The following is a 16,642-nucleotide window of genomic DNA, read 5'->3' on the forward strand; positions in this document are numbered from 1 at the left end:
ACTCGCCCTCATGAGCGGCAAGGCGGACCCCCGGACGGCGGGGGAAGGGACCACCTCGAGGGCGCGGCTGGACCGTGGGCGCGGGGCGCTCGGGCCTGCGTTGGAGCTCGTGCACACCGGACGGGCCCCGACCCGCGCCGTGCTGACCGCCGAGCTCGGCGTCACACGGGCCACCGCCGGCGCGGTCGCCGCCGAGCTGGAGGCGCTCGGGCTGATCCGGGTCGACGCCCGGCCCGGCGCGGCGGCCGGTTCGCAGGGGCGGCCCTCGCACCGGCTCGCGGTCGCCGAGGACGGACCGGTCGTCCTCGCCGCACAGGTGCACGCCGACGGGTTCCGGGCAGCGCTGGTCGGTCTGGGCGGCCGTATCGTCGCCACCGCACCCGGGTGCGAGACCGTCGACGCCGATCCGGCGAAGGTCCTCGGGTCCGTCGTGGAGGCCGGCGCCGAACTGCTCGGCACGACCGGCCGGCGGTGCGTGGGCGCCGGGCTCGCCGTGCCGTCCGCGGTCGCCGAGCCGGACGGACTCGCGCTGAACCCGCTGCACCTGGCGTGGCCGGTCGGCGCCCCGGTGCGCCGTATCTTCGCGGAGTGCGTGCGCGCGGCAGGGATCACCGGACCGGCCTTCGCGGGCAACGACGTCAACCTCGCCGCGCTCGCCGAACACCGGCACGGGGCGGGCCGCGGCGCCCGGGACCTGCTGTGCGTGGCCACCGGCCACCGGGGCGTGGGCGGCGCGCTGGTGCTCGACGGGCGTCTGCACACCGGCAGTTCGGGGCTGGCGCTCGAAGTCGGCCACCTCACCGTCAACCCGGAGGGCCGCCCCTGCCACTGCGGCAGCCGCGGCTGCCTCGACGTCGAGGCCGATCCGCTCGCCTTCCTCACCGCCGCGGGCCGCGACCCCGGACCGGAGGTGTCCCTGCTCCAGCAGGCCAACGACCTGATCCGCAACCACTACGACGACCCGGCCGTCCGCACCGCCACCGAGGCCCTCATCGACCGCCTCGGCCTCGGCCTGGCCGGCCTGGTGAACATCCTCAACCCGGACCGGATCATCCTCGGCGGTCTGCACCGCACCCTGCTCGACACCGACCCGGACCGCCTGCGCGCGGTCGTCGCCGACCGCAGCCTGTGGGGGCAGAGCGGCGGCGTCCCCATCCTGGCGTGCACCCTCGACCACAACAGCCTCGTCGGCGCGGCGGAGTTGGCATGGCAGCCGGTACTGGACGACCCGCTGGGCGCGCTTGCCCAGTGACGCCCACGCACAGGGCGTGAGGCGCCTGCGGGCACGCCCCGGGTAGGCTCGTGACATGCGGATCTCCGTTTCCTCGGACATGGACGAACCCGTGGCGCGCAGCCTCGTCGCCGAGCTGCGCAACCGTGGCCACGAGGTGGTGCCGTACGGCGCGCTGAACCCGGGTGACGACCCCCAGTGGGCCGCCTGCTCGGAGGCCGCCGCCCGCGAGGTCGCCGCCGGAACCGCCGACCAGGCGGTCGTGTGCTGCTGGACCGGCACGGGCGCGTCGATCGCCGCGAACAAGGTGCCGGGCGTACGCGCAGCCCTGTGCACGGACGCCTACACGGCAGGCGGCGCCCGCCGCTGGAACGACGCCAACGTGCTGGCCCTCAGCCTGCGGCTGACATCCGAGCCACAGCTCAAGGAGATCCTCGACGCCTGGTTCGCCGCGGAGGCCAGCGCGGACGCCGAGGACCGGGAGAACGTGGCCCGCGTCGGCCGCCTCGACCTCGGCAGGGCCTAGCTCTCCGGCGCCGTAAGGCTCCACAACGCCGCCACCAGAGGCCGGCGCAGATCGGCCCGCCGTACGCACAACCCGATCGGAAACTGCTCCGGCAACGGCTCGACCGGCAGCACCGACAGCCGGTCGCGCACCGCACTGTTCTCCAGTACGAGACGGGGGACCACGCCCGTGCCGCAGCCCAGCGCGACGAGCGTCAACAGCCCTTCGTGGCCGTCGGGTTCGCAGGCCACCTCGGGTGCCGTGCCGCGCATACGGAACCAGCGGTCGGCGGCCTCGCGGACCAGCCCGCGGTGGGGGAGGACGAAGGGCCCGTCGAGGCCGGAGTCCGGTCGGTCCCGGGCGGTGACCAGGACCAGCTCGGTGACCGCGACCGTACGGCTGACCAGGGGTTCCGGCAGCCTGGCCGGGATCCCCGCGACGGCCACGTCGACCTCGCCCTCGTCCAGCCGGGCCAGCGCCGCCGCCGCGTCGCCGGTGCGCAGGTCCAGCCGGACCTGGGGGTGCGCGGTTCGGAACGGGGCCAACAGGTCGGGCAGGAGCGCCTGGCAGGCGGTCACCGTCGCGAACACGGCCAGTCGGCCGGTCAGTTCGGCCGGGTCGGGATGCTCCTCGCGGTAGGCGCGCCACAACTCCAGTGCCTGGACGGCGTATTCACGGAATCGGTGCCCCTCCGCCGTCAGCGACACCCCGCGCGGGCCTCGGTCGAACAGCCGGTGCCCGAGATCGGCCTCCAGCCGCTGCACGGTCCGCGTCAGCGTCGCGGGGCTGACATGGCAGTCCATACTCGTCCGGCCGAAGTTCAGCGTCTGCGCCAGATGCAGGAAGAGACGCAGCTCCCGGTGATCGTCCCGCATGCCGTGGCCTGGCCCTTTCGCTTGACGCAACAGTGCGCTGCAAAGGTTGCGCTTGCCGCAACGCTCGGGCGGAGCCTACAACTCGACCATGACCTCGACCACGTACACCTCGCGTGTCTTCGCCCTCGAAACGATGGCCCTGCCGGGCGGCACCGAGACCATCCTGCGCGGCGGACGGCACCTGTTCCCCCTGCTGCCGAAGGCCTTCGCAGGCGTCCGCCGCATCGGCGTCGTCGGCTGGGGGCCGCAGGGCCGCGCCCAGGCCCTCAATCTGCGCGACTCCCTCGCCGGGACGGACACCCGGGTGGCCGTCGGACTGCGCCCCGGCTCCCGCTCGGCCGCCGACGCCCGTGCCCACGGCTTCAGGGAGGAGGACGGCACCCTCGGCGACTGGCTCGCGGTCGCCGCCGACAGCGACCTGGTGATCCTGCTGATCGCGGACGCCGCGCTCGCCGCCCACCACCAGGAGATCTTCGCGGCCCTCAAGCCCGGCGCCGCGATCGGCCTTTCGCACGGATTCCTGCTCGGCCACCTGCGGGAGACCGGCGGCGACTTCCCGCCCGGCCACCCGGTGATCGCCGTCTGCCCCAAGGGGATGGGCGACTCCGTGCGCCGTCTGTACCAGCAGGGTGCCGAGATCAACGGTGCCGGGATCAACAGCAGTTTCGCCGTGCACGCCGACCCCGACGGCCGGGCCGTCGACCTGGCGCTCGGCTGGTCGGTGGCGCTGGGCTCGCCGTACACCTTCCGAACCACGCTGGAGAGCGAGTATCTCTCCGACATCGTCGGTGAGCGCGCCATCCTGCTCGGCGCCGTGCACGGCATCGTGGAGAGCCTGTACGGTCGCTACCGCCTGGCCGGAGACGACGAGGTGACGGCGTACGAGAGGTCCTGCGAGAACGTCACCGGGCCGATCGCCCGCACGATCTCGCAGGCCGGGATCGGCGCGGTGCGCGACGGCCTCGACGCGAGGGGCCGGGACAGCTTCGACCGGGCCTACACGGCGACGTACGGACCTGCACGCGAGATCGTCGCCGAGATCTACGACGAGGTCGCCGACGGCACGGAGCTGCGCAGCGTGATCCTGGCCGAACGGCGGCTCGGTGGCCGCCCGATGAGCGAGATCGGCGGCTCGCCGATGTGGTCCGCCGGTGACCGGGTGCGGAGCCGGCGTGCCGAGCGCGAGCTGCCCGTCGACCCGTTCACCGCCGGTGTCTTCGTCGCCACCATGCTGGCCCAGGTCGACGAGTTCGCCGAGCGCGGCCACCCGTGGTCGGAGATCGTCAACGAGTCCGTCATCGAGGCGGTCGACTCGCTGCTGCCCTACATGCACGCCCGGGACGTGGCCCACATGGTCGACAACTGTTCCCGCACGGCCCGTCTCGGCGCCCGCCGCTGGGGCCCGCGCTTCCAGGCCGCGTACGAGCAGATCGCCTACCCGGCGGCCGAAGGCCCGGCGGACACGGCCCTGTTGACGGCCTTCGACACCCACCCCGTCCACGAGGCCCTGGCCGCGGCGGCGAAGCTCCGGCCGTCCGTGGACATCGCCGTCGCCTGAGAACCTCTCACTGTCCGTCCACAGCGGACGGCCAAAAGGCAAAGGCAAGGAGATCCCACTCCTTGCCACTCTCAACCTATAGCGCACCGGGGGGCTTGCGGCAAGACCCGGGTTGTGTCGCAGAATCGGCGGCCGAAAGCCAGGACCTGCAGAAACGGGAGTCGCGAAGTGCGTGTGCTGTTGACGACGTGGGGATCGCGCGGAGATGTCGAACCGCTGGCGGGACTGGCGGTGGGGTTGCGGGAACTCGGCGCGGAGGCTCGGGTGTGCGCGCCGCCGGACGAGGAGTTCGCGGCGCTGCTGGCGCGTGTCGGTGTGCCGCTGGTGCCGCTCGGCCCGTCGGTGCGCTCGGTGGTCGCCGGCACGAAGCCACCGACGGCCAAGGACGCGTTCCGGCTCGCCCCCGAGCTGGTCGCGGCACGGTTCGAGACGCTCACCGCGGCGGCCGAGGGATGTGACGCGCTGCTGGCCACCGGCCTGATGCCGGCCGGCGCACGGGACGTGGCCGAGAAACTGGGCATCCTTTACGTGCTCGCGTGCTTCCACACCCTGGGCCTGCCCTCGCGGCACTCCCCTCCGGGGAGGCGGCCGGGCACGCCGTCCCCGCAGGGCGAGACCGACAACCGGGTGCTGTGGGAGCAGGACGCCCAGCGGGTGAACGCGTTGTACGGCGAGGCGCTCAACAGCCATCGGGCGGCGCTCGGCCTGCCGCCGGTGGACAACGTCCGCGACCACGTCCTCACCGGCCGGCCGTGGCTGGCGGCGGACCCGACGCTGTGTCCGTCGCAGGGCATGACGGACCTCGACCTCGTGCAGACCGGGGCGTGGATCCTGCCCGACGACCGGCCGCTCCCGGAGGAGCTGGAGGCGTTCCTGGACGCCGGTGAACCGCCGGTGTACGTGGGCTTCGGCAGCATGGCCGCGCACGCCCCGGAGGACATCGCCCGGGTGGCCACGGAAGCGAGCCGCGCGCAGGGCCGCCGGGTACTCCTCTCCCGCGGCTGGGCGGACCTGGCCCCGATCGACGACTGCGACGACGGCTTCGTCGTGGGTGAGGTCAACCAGCAGGCACTGTTCCGCCGTGTGGCCGCCGTCGTGCACCACGGCGGCGCGGGTACGACGACTACGGCGGCCCTGGCCGGCGTGCCCCAGGTGGTGGTGCCCCGGATCGCGGACCAGCCGTACTGGGCGAGGCGGGTGGCAGAGCTGGGCATCGGCGCGGCGCACGAGGGCCTGACGCCGACCTTCGACTCCCTGTCGGCCGCGCTCACCACGGCCCTGACGCCGGAGACCCGCGCACGAGCGAGGGCCGTGGCCGGCACGATCCGCACCGACGGGGCGAGGGTGGCCGCGAAACTGCTCCTCGACGCAGTCAGCCGGGAAAGGCCGTCCGTGTCCGTGTGAACCACACGGAATCGTCAAGCCGGGGACCGACGGGCGACAGCAGCCGCTTCCAGGATCATTCTGCTAGGGGTTCTGAGGCTCTTCCGAAGGGACGGCGTACTGAGCCGGCCCGTCACCGAGTGACCAGTCGATCGACTCGTTCTCGGTGAGCGTGACGAAGAACGTTCCGCGGTTCGGTCCGCGCGTAGGCGTGGGCGAGTTCGGCGATGCGCCGGTACAGCGCCCGCTTCTGCGCGGCCGAGCGCGTCGAGGCGGTCGGGGCCGGCCACCAGCGCGTCCATCCGAACGAACGGCACTGACTCGGTTCTCCTCTCAGTTCCTGCGCGGTCTGGGGACCAGCTCCCCGCCGCAGTTGGGACACACGTCCCGCATGGCCTCGCTGCACGGCACACAGAAGGTGCACTCGTACGAGCAGATCCGGGCCGGCGCGTCCGGCGGCAGCGTGGCCGACTCGCATCGTTCGCAGCGCTCGCGCATCTCCAGTGCCATGTCGTCGTCCTCCTCGTCGCCGGGGGCCCGGTGGCCCCTGCTTCCATCCTCTGAGCACCGGGCGGGGCCGAAAGCCCGCCGGGGGGCCAAAGATCAGCACGATCGGGCCACCGGCCGGCGCAAAGGTCAGCGCCACTCCACCGCGAAGGCCCGGCTCGGGTTCTGCACGAGGATCCGCTCCACCGCCTCCGCGCCCAGCTCGACTTCGAGCCGAGGCCGCACCCGCCGCAGCAGATACGGCATCCCCGGCCCGCCGTCGACCGATCGCGCCCCCGCGCTCGTGGTGTCGCCGCCGAGCAGCAGCCGGTCGCCGTGTCCGGCGTCGGCGAGCGCCCGGACGGCGCTCGGCATCCGCCAGTCCGTGGCGTGGTTGGCGCGTGACGGGCCGTCGAAAGAGAGATAGCAGCCCGTCTCCGCGGCCTGGAGTTGCACCACGATGTCGGGGGAGCGGTTGAGATGTCCCAGGATCACCCGGTGCGGCGGCACCCCCAACTCGCCGCACAGCAGGTCCATTACGTCCAGGGCGGCGGTGCCGAGCTCCAGATGGACGGCGATGGGCGCCCCCGTCGCATGGTGGGCCTCGGCCGCCGCTCTCATGGTCCGGTTGGCGTGCGCGTCGAGGCCGTGAAAACCACCCGCCACCTTGATCAGCCCCGCCCGGACCCCCGACGTGCCGATGCCCTCGGTCAGTTCGGTGACGAAGACCTCGGCGAGCCGGCCGTGTAACCGGCCGAGCGTCTCGTCGTCGTAGTGGACGGCCTGGTGCAGCCCGGTGGCGGCCACGACGAGCACTCCCGTCTCCCGTGACAGCGGCGGCAGATCGGCGGCCCGCCGTCCCAGCCCGTACGGCGTCCACTGCACCACGCTGTTGCCGCCGTGCGGGAGGAACGCCGCCAACTCGGCGCGGGCGGCGGACACGTGCTGGAGTTCCTGCCCCGGCAGTCGGGGACTGCGGAAGAACAGATGGTCGTGTGCGTCGCAGACGCCCAGTGCCGTGGGGGGCACGTCTCCGAGAACCGTACGCACCGTGCTCACCATCGCCGCCCCCGCGGCAGCCGGTCCTGCCCCGGCGCCGACAGGTGCAGCACCTGGAACACGTCACCCTCGGCCTTCGGCGCGTCGTGCACCCAGAGCGAGAAGTGCACCAGCTCCCAGCGGCCGGTGTCGACGGCGGCCGCCGCCAGCACCGCCCCGCTCTCCCCGGCCAGCCGCGCGGTCTCGCGTACGGCATCCTCCATGACCGCGGACAACTCCATCCCGTCCGGCACGGGCTGCCGATGGCGCACCGCAAGCCGCGGGGGCGAGCCCGCGGCGCCGCACTCCTCGTAGGCCACCCCTGTCCACTGCCGGACCGACGGGCGCCCGAAGTCGTTGCTGATCCCCTGGAAGGCGCCTCCCCAGAGGAAGGCGTTCATGCCCTCCACGGTGTTCCACAGGTAGAACGGCGCGTACTGGTTGACCGGCGACCCGTCGCTGCCCCGCTCGCGCATCAGATACGCCTTGAGGCCGAGCCCCTCCCAGTCGTCAAGCAGATGGCCCTTGCGGGCGACCCGGTCGCGAATGACGTCCATGTCGTAGTCGGCGGGCAGCGTGAGCTCGTACTGCATGGCGTGCATCGGGTGCCTCCTCAGACGGGGCGGGCGGGTGTGAGCAGCGACAACAGTCCCCGGACACCCGCGTCGAACGCGGCGGGCGAACCGGACGCGCGGGCGAGTACGTAGCCGCCCTGGACGGTCGCGAGGACGGTCGAGGCGATCTCCTCCCCGTCCAGCGAGGGCGCGAACAGGCCCTGTTCCTTGCCCTCTTCGACGATTCCGGCGACCCGTTCGCGGATCCGGTCGAGCGCCTCGTCGACCGGCGCGCGCAGTTCGTCGCTGGCGATGATGTCCGGGTCCATGGTCAGCCGTCCGATGGGGCAGCCGCGCAGCACGTCGCGTTCGCGCCGCAGGTACGCCTCGATCCGCTCGTAGGGCGTCCCCGGACCGTCGAGTACTCCCTCGGCGGTAGCCAGCAACTCCTCGGCCGTCCGCCGGATCGCGGCCAGGGCGAGGTCCGGCTTCCCCTTGAAGTGGTGGTACATGCTGCCCTGTCCCGCTTCCGCGCGCTCCAGGATGGCCTTGGGGCTGGTGCCCACGTAGCCGCGCTCCCACAGCAGCTCACGGGTGGACTCGATCAGTCGCTCCGAGGTGCTCATGGCCTCACTGTACATACTAGTAGTTACAGAAGTCGAGGCTCTGAGGAGCAGCGGCGACGTCCCCGCGTACTCCCCGGGAGGTACGCGCAGTGCCGCTGGCCGGACGACGACCCGGCCCCCTCCCCGGCGTGACTCTCGAGGCATCACGAAAAGACCACCGAGGGAGATGACTCGAGATGCAGACACTGGCGCACTGGGACGGCGGCCCCGGCCCGTGGATCCTGTTCTTCCCGCTGATCTGGGCGGCGGTGGTGATCGGTGTCGTCACGCTTCTGCGGCGCACCGTCCGGCGCGGCCGACGCGGACCGTGGCGCCCGACGGCCGACACCGGCCCCTCCGGTGACTCGCCGATCGCGATGCTCGGCCGCCGCTTCGCCTCCGGCGAGATCGACGAGGACGAGTACTGGCGCCGGCTGTCCGTCCTGGACGAGCAGTTCGGCCGTACGGGCAAGGGCGGTGCGGCATGACCGCGACGACCGCCGCCGTCAGCACGTTGCCGGCCGCCCGGGTCGTCGACGCCGTGAAGGTCTACGGCAGCGGCGACACCAGCGTGAGGGCCCTGGACGGGGTGAGCGTCGACTTCCCGGTCGGCCGCTTCACCGCGATCATGGGGCCCTCGGGCTCCGGCAAGTCCACCCTGATGCACTGCGCGGCCGGCCTGGACACCCTCACCTCGGGTGCCGCCCACATCGGCGACACCGAACTGGGCTCCCTCGACGACCGCCGCCTCACCCTCCTGCGCCGCGACCGCGTCGGCTTCGTGTTCCAGGCGTTCAACCTGGTGCCGACGCTGACCGTCGCGGAGAACATCCGACTGCCGCTCGACCTCGCGGGCGGCAAGGGCGACCCGGAGTGGATCGACGCCCTGATCGACGTCGTCGGCCTGCGCGACCGGCTCCACCACCGGCCCTCCGAACTCTCCGGCGGCCAGCAGCAACGCGTCGCCGTGGCACGGGCGTTCGCCGGCCGCCCGGACGTCGTCTTCGCCGACGAGCCGACCGGCAACCTCGACTCCCGCTCCGGCGAGGAGGTCCTGGGGCTGCTCGGCCGCACCGTGCGCCAGACGGCCCGCACGGTCGTCATGGTCACCCACGACCCGGTCGCCGCCGCCCACGCCGACGAGGTCGTCTTCCTCGCCGACGGACGCCTGGTCGACCGGATGGAATCCCCGACCGCCGACAAGGTCTTGGACCGCATGAAAGCCTTCGAGGTGCCCTCATGAACGCCTCCGTACGCCTGAGCGTCTCCTCCCTGCGCGCCCACGGGAGGCGCTTCGCCGGAACGTTCCTCGCGGTGTTCCTCGGCGTCGCCTTCCTCGCCGGGACGCTCGTCATGGGCGACACGCTGCGCGCCGGCTTCGACACCATGTTCGGCAACGCGACCAGCGGCACCGACGCCGTGGTGCGCAGCGCCGACGCGATCACCACGCCGGGTGAGAGCGAGGGCGTGCGGGAGCCGGTCGACACGGCTCTGGTGAACGCCGTCGAGCAGGTCCCGGGCGTCGCGGCCGCCGCCCTGAACATCCAGGGTGCCGGCCAGCTCGTGGGCGCGAACGGCAAGCCGATCGGCGGACAGGGCCCGCCCACGCTCGCCGGCAACTGGATCGCCGATCCGGAGCTCAACTCCTACCGGCTCGCCGAGGGCCGCGCCCCGGAGAGGCACGGCGAGGTCGTCGTCAACCGCGGCACCGCAGAGAAGGGCGACCTGAAGATCGGCGACACCACCACCCTGCGCACGCCCGACCCCGTCAAGGTGACGATCGTCGGCCTCGCGACCTTCGGCGGCGAGGACGGCATGGCACAGGTGACGTTCACCGGCATGACCCGGGCCGACGCCGAGAAGTACCTCACGGCCCGGCCGGGCGAGGCGTCGAGCATCCAGGTGCGAGCCGGTCCCGGGGTGAGCCCGCAGGAGCTCGTGGACCGGCTGACTCCCGTACTGCCCAAGGGAGTCGAGGCCATCACCGGCCAGGAGTCGGCCGAGGAGAACACCGACATGATCTCCAGCCAGTTCCTGACCCTCTTCACCACCTTCCTTCTCGTGTTCTCAGGGGTCGCCCTGCTGGTCGCGACCTTCTCCATCCACAACACCTTCGCGATCGTCGTCGCCCAACGCGCCCGCGAGAACGCCCTGTTGCGCGCCCTGGGCGCCTCCCGCAGGCAGGTCACCGCGTCGACCCTCGTCGAGGCGAGCGTCGTGGCCGTACTCGCGTCGGCCGCGGGCCTGGCGGGTGGCATCGGTGTCGCCGCCGGACTTCAGGCCCTGTTCCCGGCCATCGGATTCCCCTTCCCCGACGGCGATTTGGTGATCAGCACCCTGTCGATGACCCTGCCACTCGCGGTCGGCATCGCGGTCTGCCTGGGCTCCGCGCTGCTGCCCGCCGTACGCGCCGGCCGCACCGCGCCCCTGGCCGCCCTGCGTGAGACGGCCGTCGACACCACCGGCGCCTCCCGCGTCCGCGCCGTCACCGGCATGGGCCTCGCCGCCCTCGCCGTCGCGGTCACCCTCACCGGTGTGCTGGTGTCACCCTCCCTGTGGCTCGCCGGAACCGGCGCCGTCCTGGCCCTGGTCTCCTTCGTGGTCCTCGGCCCGGTCGCCTCGACGACGGCCGTACGAGTCCTCGGCAGCCCGCTCGACAGGCTGCGCGGCGTCACCGGCGGGCTCGCCCGGCGCAATGCCCTGCGCAGCCCCCGGCGGACGGCGGCCACCGCCGGCGCCCTGATGATCGGCGTGGCCGTGGTCTCGCTGTTCACCGTGTTCGGCGCCTCGCTGAAGGCGACCATGGACCAGACCGTGTCCCGGTCCTTCGCGGGCGACGTCGCCGTCAGCACCCCGTCGTTCGGCGCGGGCGGCAGCGGCCTCAGCCCCCGGCTCGCCGCAGCGGTGCAGCAACTGCCCGAGGTGGACACAGCCGTCGGACTCGGCCGCGGCGTCGCCGAAGTCGACGGCAGGGGACGGGCGTTGACCGTCACCGACCCGCTCGCCCTGCAGCGCACCTTCGACCTCGGCAAGGTCGACGGTTCCCTGCGCGACCTCGGCACCGACGGCATCGCCATCACCGAGAAGGAGGCCGACAAGCAGGGCCTCACCACCGGTGACACGGCACGCCTCACCTTCACCGACGGCAGGTCGGAGACCTTCACCGTCCGCGCGGTCTACGGGCAGTCCGAACTCGCCGGCGAGTACGTCATCACGCGCGCCGCCTGGGCCCCGCACCGCACCCAGGACTCCGACACCCTCGTCGCCGTCTCCTTCAAGGACGGCGTGAGCTCGGACGCGGGCAAGGCGGCGGTGGAGAAGGCCGCCGCGCGGTACGGCAACCCCGAGGTGCAGACCCGGGACGAGTACGCGCAGTCCTCGGCCGGCGGCATCGACATGATGCTGACCCTCGTCTACGCCCTGCTCGCTCTCGCGGTGCTCATCGCGCTCCTCGGCATCGCCAACACCCTGACGCTGGCGATCCACGAGCGCACCCGCGAACTGGGCCTGCTGCGGGCAGTCGGCCAGACCCGGTCCCAACTGCGGGCCATGGTCCGCTGGGAGTCGGTCCTCGTCGCCGCCTTCGGCACGGTCGGCGGGCTCGCCCTCGGCGCCTTCCTCGGCTGGGTGCTGGTCAAGGCCTCGGACGGGGCGAGCGACAGCGACTTCGCCTTCGCGCTGCCGCCCCTGCAACTCGCCGTGGTCGCGCTGGTGGGGCTCGCAGCGGGAGCCCTCGCGGGTCTGCGCCCGGCCCGGCGCGCGGCACGCCTGGACGTACTGCGGGCCATCGCCACCGAATGACGGGGCGGGCCCGCCAACGGCCACTGTGCCCACGCGTCGGCCGCGAAAGAGCCGGAGGGGCGCGCCGGTGTCGAGAGCGCGATCGCGCGGAGGCCCGAAGGGCTGAGCGCGATCGCGCTCTCGACACCCGCTGAAAGCGCCCCGCAGGCGAAAGAGCAAACAGAGGAGTCACCGCCCGATCAGCCGGCAACGGCCGACCGGGCGGGAGCGTGTTCGGGCCTGCTCAGGTCGACGGTGTGCGCGACCTCGACGAACCGGTGCGCGGGCTTCTCCGCCACCTTGCGCCGCGGGGGGCGCGCGGAGGCCGCCCGCGCGGACGAGGGTGTGGGCAGCGTGAACCACACGACCTTGCCGGACTCGCCGTCCGGCCGCGCCCCCCAGCTCTCGCTGACCGCGGCGACCATCGCGAGCCCGCGCCCGCAGGTGGCGAGCGCCTCGGCGTCCTCCACGATCGGCAGACGCGGATCGTGGTCGTGCACAGAGACCATGAGACGGTCGAGCAGCAGCTCGATGTCCACGGTGCACGTCTTGTCGGGCTGGGCATGCCGGTGGACGTTGGTCAACAGCTCCGTCACACCGAGCGCGGCCCGGTCTATGAGGGGATCCAGATGCCAGTAGCGCAACTGCGCCGATACGATTCTGCGGACCTGGCCGATCCGCGACGGCAGGGCTTGGAGCTCCACCGTGCAATGCCTGCTTGGGTGGCTGATCACGGCTGCGACTCCCCGACGTAGAGGTCCGGAAGAACACGGAGTTCGGATCGATCCAGCAGAGTGCCTGCGTGAAAACGGCCGCCTGCTGTCATGGCCCGGCGGGCTGGTTCGCAGCGTTATCGCCGGTAAACCCAGAGTGATGTGAGACCAGAGTGGCGCAGGGGGTGCGGTCTCGCAACTCGCGGTGATTCAGTCGCTACGCCCTGCAGCACGCCGTACGGCCTCGATGAACCGGCGTGCCGCGGGCGGGCCGGGCTCGCCCGGGGCGGGGTCGTGCTCGCCCAGGGTCAGCAGGTACCGGTTGCCGTTGAGATCCGCCAGCGCCCGGTCCTCCGGGGCGAACCACGGTTTGGAGGCGCGTACCGCCTGCACCGGCGCGCTGTCTATCTCACTGCCATAACTGGTGAGCAACTCCAGCCGGCCGTCGCTGATCCGGACCTGTCCGGCCCGGGTGAGCGAGCGCAGCCGCTTCCCGATCCGCACGCCCATGGCCGTGAACTCCGGCTCCGCCATCCCGCCCCGCCCCCTTGTGCATGTGGATGCCGACCCGCACTCCCGCGTGGGCCGTTGTCCCGTTCGTGTCGTGATCCAGTTTGCGCCCCCGCTCGGACCTTCGTCCCGTCGGGCAGTCTGCCCGCCACCGACGTCGAGCACCAGTACGCACGACCTTCTCGCCGAAGGCGCCCGGAGCACTCGCGCGAATGCGCCCCCACGATTCGGTGTCAGTCGGCCCCAGGGGTGCCTTTGAGGCGCTCAAAGGCGTGTTTATGCAGGTGAGAAGCGTGCGGAAGATGTCTATGATCGATGTGGCGGCCGCGCGACGCGCCGTCGGCGCGCACCTTAAGGAGCCCCGCCGTGAGCACCTCCCAGAAGACCCGAACCGGCGAAACCCTCGACGTCGACCACAGCAACGCGGCCTACCGCGCCTGGCTGAAAGAAGCCGTCCGCAAGGTACAGGCCGACGCCAACCGCTCGGCCGACACGCACCTGCTGCGTTTCCCGCTGCCGGAGAAGTGGGGCATCGACCTGTACCTGAAGGACGAGTCGACCCACCCGACCGGCAGCCTCAAACACCGACTCGCCCGCTCGCTCTTCCTCTACGGCCTCTGCAATGGCTGGATCCGGCCCGCTCGCCCGGTGATCGAGGCGTCCAGCGGATCGACGGCCGTCTCCGAGGCGTACTTCGCGAAACTGATCGGCGTGCCGTTCATCGCCGTCATGCCCCGCACGACCAGCGCGGAGAAGATCCGCCTGATCGAGTTCCACGGCGGGCAGTGCCACTTCGTGGACGACTCCCGGAAGATGTACGAGGAGTCCGCCCGCCTCGCGGTGGAGACCGGCGGCCACTACATGGACCAGTTCACCTACGCCGAACGGGCCACGGACTGGCGCGGCAACAACAACATCGCCGAATCCATCTTCCGCCAGCTGGAGCTGGAGCGGTTCCCGGAGCCCGCGTGGATCGTCGCCACGGCCGGCACCGGCGGCACGTCGGCGACCCTCGCGCGCTACGTCCACTACATGCAGCACGACACCCGCATTTGTGTCGCCGATCCGGAGAACTCGTGTTTCTTCGAGGGCTGGACCACCGGCGATCCGGACGTCACGTGCGACTGCGGCTCCCGTATCGAGGGCATCGGCCGGCCGCGCATGGAACCCAGCTTCGTGCCCGGCGCGATCGACCGGATGATGAAGGTCCCGGATGCCGCCAGCGTCGCCGCCGTACGCGCCCTGGAGCAGGCCATCGGCCGCAAGGCGGGCGGCTCGACGGGCACCGGGCTGTGGAGCGCGCTGAAGATCGTCGCCGAGATGGTCGCGGAGGGCCGGCAGGGGAGCGTGGTGACCCTGCTGTGCGACCACGGGGACCGCTACCTCGACAAGTACTACTCGGACGCCTGGCTCGCCGAGAAGGGCCTGGACATCGCGCCGTACACGGCGGCGATCGTTTCGCTGCTGGAGACGGGCGTGTGGCCCGACTGAACGGCGTGAGTCGCGAAGGCCGGACGGCGGGGCGATAGGCTCCGGCGAGGGGGGTGATCATGACTGATCGCGATCGAAATAAAGGGAATAAAGACAGTGAAGACAGTGACTACCGCGATGCGGTCGAGCGGGCCGAACGCGCGACGCGGCTCGGCTGGGCGGCGATCGCCGGCGTGGGCGGGCTGCTCGGCTGCGCGCTGGTTGCCCTGGTGGTTGTCTGCGTGGCCGCGATGATCGCGGGCTTTTACGTCGTGGTGGCCATGGACTAGCGAGCCATTCAGGACTGGGCCGTGCCACGCGCACGACAGGTCCTAGGCCGACGCCAGCCGCCGCTCGAGCGAGGTGACCGCGTCCCGGAAGGCCCGCCCCAGGCCCGCGCGTCCGAACGTCAGGGCAAGCCGGAACACGGCCGACCCGTCCGCCGCGAAGGTCCACTGCACCCGGGTGCCGGTGCCCGCCGGGGTGAGCCGCCACTCCTCGACCAGCGCGCGGGCGCCGGGCGCGTTCGTCTCGTCGATGCGGTAGGCGTACACCTCGGCCTCCTTGGCGACGAGGACCGTCTCCAGGAAACGCGTCCCGCCCTTGAGCCGGATCTCGCGCCGGGCGCCCTCGTCGGCCGACCGGGCGAGCGTCACCGCCCCGAACCACTCGGCCCAGCCGGGTACGTCCTCCGCGAGTGCGTGGAAGACCGACCCGGGCGAAGCGGAGATCTCCCGTGCGAAGACCAGGCGTACGGGGGCGGTCTCGACGAACTCGATCCCCACCGGGCGCAGCTGACGGGCCATGGGCAGAACCCCCTTTGGGGAGGCGGGCGTTGACCGGGCAGCGTCACCCTAGCTGACGGCAAGTCAGCCGTCTGCACCGCCAGTCAGCCGTCTGCACCGCCGGCCGGTCGTCTGCACCGCCGGCCGGTCGTTCGCACCGCCGGTCAGTCGTCCGCACCCTCGTCGGGCTCGCCCGCGACCACCAGACGGCGCAGATGCTCCGAGATCTCCGCGCGTGCCTCGCCGGGCAGCCCGGCGTCCGTCACCAGCGTGTCGACCTGCTCCAGGGTGGCGAACGAACTCAGGCCCACCGTCCCCCACTTGGTGTGGTCGGCGACCACCACGACCCGCCGCGCCGACTGCACCAGGCGGCGGTTGGTCTCGGCCTCCGCGAGGTTCGGCGTCGACAGACCGGCCTCGACCGATATCCCGTGCACCCCGAGGAAGAGCAGGTCGAAGTGGAGGGCCGCGATCGCCTGGTCCGCCACCGGCCCCACCAGCGAGTCCGACGGAGTGCGCACCCCACCGGTCAGCACGACCGTGGCCGCGCCCTGCCGGGGGCCCGAGGTGCGCTGCGCCACGTGGAAGACGTCGGCCACCCGTACCGAGTTGGTGACGACCGTCAGGTCCGGCACGTCCACCAGCCGGTGGGCCAGCGCGAACGTCGTCGTACCGCCCGACAGCGCGATCGCGCTGCCCGGCACGACCAGCTCCGCCGCGGCCCGGGCGATGTCCTCCTTGGCGGTCAGCTCCAGTCCGGACTTGGCCTCGAAGCCCGGCTCGTGCGTGCTCGCCTCGACCACCGGCACCGCGCCGCCGTGCACCTTCTCCAGCACGCCCTGCCGGGCGAGCGCGTCGAGGTCCCGCCGTACGGTCATGTCCGACACGCCGAGTTTGCGTGTGAGCTCGTTGACGCGCACGCCGCCACGGCGCCGGACCTCGTCCAGGATCAGGGCACGTCGCTGCTCCGCGAGGAGGTTCTGATTCTCACTCACGTACGCTCCGGTCCTTTCGCCTCAACCCGTCCGACACGCCCTGCGCACCCCCTGTGACAAGGACATTTTGCCCGGTCCTGGTGCGCGCGACGTCCCATACTCGCACGGTCCGCGGCGGGTCGCGTCACCGACCGCCCCGACGCGCGGATGCCAC

18 protein-coding genes and 1 pseudogene are annotated in these 16,642 nt (G+C 72.2%); 9 read left to right on the forward strand and 10 right to left on the reverse strand.

From position 1 onward, the window contains the following. The first annotated feature begins 10 nt into the window (after nt 1-10). Together ADK57_RS10265 and ADK57_RS10270 are read left to right on the forward strand one after the other, a co-directional pair. Nucleotides 11-1,252 carry an ROK family protein gene (locus ADK57_RS10265; protein ID WP_078973049.1) on the forward strand — a complete coding sequence of 414 codons (1,242 nt, stop codon included), beginning with the start codon at nt 11-13 and terminating at the stop codon, nt 1,250-1,252. A 55-nt stretch (nt 1,253-1,307) separates the two neighbouring features. Continuing rightward, nucleotides 1,308-1,757 carry an RpiB/LacA/LacB family sugar-phosphate isomerase gene (locus ADK57_RS10270; protein ID WP_053749069.1) on the forward strand — a complete coding sequence of 150 codons (450 nt, stop codon included), beginning with the start codon at nt 1,308-1,310 and terminating at the stop codon, nt 1,755-1,757. Here the strand turns inward: ADK57_RS10270 and ilvY are convergent. Then, entirely contained in the window at nt 1,754-2,611 is an 858-nt protein-coding gene (ilvY, locus tag ADK57_RS10275) for an HTH-type transcriptional activator IlvY (protein WP_053749070.1), read from the reverse strand. The genes ADK57_RS10270 and ilvY overlap by 4 nt on opposite strands. 88 nt (nt 2,612-2,699) lie before the next feature. On the opposite strand from ilvY, the gene ADK57_RS10280 reads away from it, so the two are divergent. Both ADK57_RS10280 and ADK57_RS10285 read left to right on the forward strand, forming a co-directional pair. Beyond that, entirely contained in the window at nt 2,700-4,169 is a 1,470-nt protein-coding gene (locus ADK57_RS10280) for a hypothetical protein (protein WP_053749071.1), read from the forward strand. Between the two features lie 168 nt (nt 4,170-4,337). Further along, nucleotides 4,338-5,573, forward strand: coding sequence for a glycosyltransferase (locus tag ADK57_RS10285; protein WP_053749072.1), 1,236 nt, complete (start codon nt 4,338-4,340; stop codon nt 5,571-5,573). 63 nt (nt 5,574-5,636) lie between these two features. Here ADK57_RS10285 and ADK57_RS52410 read toward each other — a convergent pair. The 5 genes and pseudogenes from ADK57_RS52410 to ADK57_RS10305 form a co-directional block, all read right to left on the reverse strand. Next, nucleotides 5,637-5,823, reverse strand: a pseudogene (locus ADK57_RS52410) (tautomerase family protein); the annotation flags it as partial. A 62-nt stretch (nt 5,824-5,885) separates the two neighbouring features. Further along, nucleotides 5,886-6,062 carry a DUF1272 domain-containing protein gene (locus ADK57_RS10290; RefSeq protein WP_053749073.1) on the reverse strand — a complete coding sequence of 59 codons (177 nt, stop codon included), beginning with the start codon at nt 6,060-6,062 and terminating at the stop codon, nt 5,886-5,888. Nucleotides 6,063-6,188: 126 nt separating this feature from the next. Beyond that, complete coding sequence (locus ADK57_RS10295) at nt 6,189-7,100, reverse strand: phosphotriesterase family protein (protein WP_199830525.1); 912 nt, start codon at nt 7,098-7,100, stop codon at nt 6,189-6,191. Then, nucleotides 7,094-7,678, reverse strand: a complete 585-nt coding sequence (locus ADK57_RS10300; protein WP_053749074.1) for a DUF4865 family protein — start codon at nt 7,676-7,678, stop codon at nt 7,094-7,096. Before ADK57_RS10300 ends, ADK57_RS10295 begins: the two co-directional genes overlap by 7 nt. Nucleotides 7,679-7,689: 11 nt before the next feature. Then, the gene (locus ADK57_RS10305; protein ID WP_234390101.1) at nt 7,690-8,256 is read right to left on the reverse strand and encodes a TetR/AcrR family transcriptional regulator; all 567 of its coding nucleotides are present in this window, start codon (nt 8,254-8,256) and stop codon (nt 7,690-7,692) included. Between the two features lie 176 nt (nt 8,257-8,432). On the opposite strand from ADK57_RS10305, the gene ADK57_RS10310 reads away from it, so the two are divergent. From ADK57_RS10310 to ADK57_RS10320, 3 genes are read left to right on the forward strand one after another with little or no spacing between them, the layout of a single operon-like run. Next, entirely contained in the window at nt 8,433-8,723 is a 291-nt protein-coding gene (locus ADK57_RS10310; protein WP_053749076.1) for an SHOCT domain-containing protein, read from the forward strand. Further along, nucleotides 8,720-9,478 carry an ABC transporter ATP-binding protein gene (locus ADK57_RS10315; protein WP_053749077.1) on the forward strand — a complete coding sequence of 253 codons (759 nt, stop codon included), beginning with the start codon at nt 8,720-8,722 and terminating at the stop codon, nt 9,476-9,478. The genes ADK57_RS10310 and ADK57_RS10315 overlap by 4 nt, the downstream gene beginning before the upstream one ends. Continuing rightward, nucleotides 9,475-12,036 (forward strand): ABC transporter permease, encoded by a 2,562-nt coding sequence (locus ADK57_RS10320; protein WP_053749078.1) that lies wholly within the window; start codon nt 9,475-9,477, stop codon nt 12,034-12,036. Before ADK57_RS10315 ends, ADK57_RS10320 begins: the two co-directional genes overlap by 4 nt. A 179-nt stretch (nt 12,037-12,215) precedes the next feature. Here ADK57_RS10320 and ADK57_RS10325 read toward each other — a convergent pair whose 3' ends face one another. Continuing rightward, nucleotides 12,216-12,719 carry an ATP-binding protein gene (locus ADK57_RS10325; RefSeq protein ID WP_053749079.1) on the reverse strand — a complete coding sequence of 168 codons (504 nt, stop codon included), beginning with the start codon at nt 12,717-12,719 and terminating at the stop codon, nt 12,216-12,218. Nucleotides 12,720-12,938: 219 nt separating this feature from the next. After that, the gene (locus ADK57_RS10330) at nt 12,939-13,262 is read right to left on the reverse strand and encodes a hypothetical protein (RefSeq protein WP_053749080.1); all 324 of its coding nucleotides are present in this window, start codon (nt 13,260-13,262) and stop codon (nt 12,939-12,941) included. 342 nt (nt 13,263-13,604) lie between these two features. On the opposite strand from ADK57_RS10330, the gene ADK57_RS10335 reads away from it, so the two are divergent. Next, nucleotides 13,605-14,729, forward strand: a complete 1,125-nt coding sequence (locus ADK57_RS10335; RefSeq protein ID WP_053749081.1) for a PLP-dependent cysteine synthase family protein — start codon at nt 13,605-13,607, stop codon at nt 14,727-14,729. Between the two features lie 59 nt (nt 14,730-14,788). Further along, entirely contained in the window at nt 14,789-14,998 is a 210-nt protein-coding gene (locus tag ADK57_RS10340; RefSeq protein WP_053749107.1) for a hypothetical protein, read from the forward strand. Between the two features lie 42 nt (nt 14,999-15,040). Here the strand turns inward: ADK57_RS10340 and ADK57_RS10345 are convergent, their stop codons facing one another. Both ADK57_RS10345 and ADK57_RS10350 read right to left on the reverse strand, forming a co-directional pair. Then, nucleotides 15,041-15,514 carry an SRPBCC family protein gene (locus ADK57_RS10345; RefSeq protein ID WP_053749082.1) on the reverse strand — a complete coding sequence of 158 codons (474 nt, stop codon included), beginning with the start codon at nt 15,512-15,514 and terminating at the stop codon, nt 15,041-15,043. Between the two features lie 143 nt (nt 15,515-15,657). After that, a complete protein-coding gene (locus ADK57_RS10350; protein ID WP_053749083.1) occupies nt 15,658-16,488 on the reverse strand; it encodes a DeoR/GlpR family DNA-binding transcription regulator in 831 nt (276 codons plus the stop codon). Between the last annotated feature and the right edge of the window lie 154 nt (nt 16,489-16,642).

The sequence above is a fragment of the Streptomyces sp. MMG1533 genome, from assembly GCF_001279775.1.
GTDB lineage: Bacteria > Actinomycetota > Actinomycetes > Streptomycetales > Streptomycetaceae > Streptomyces.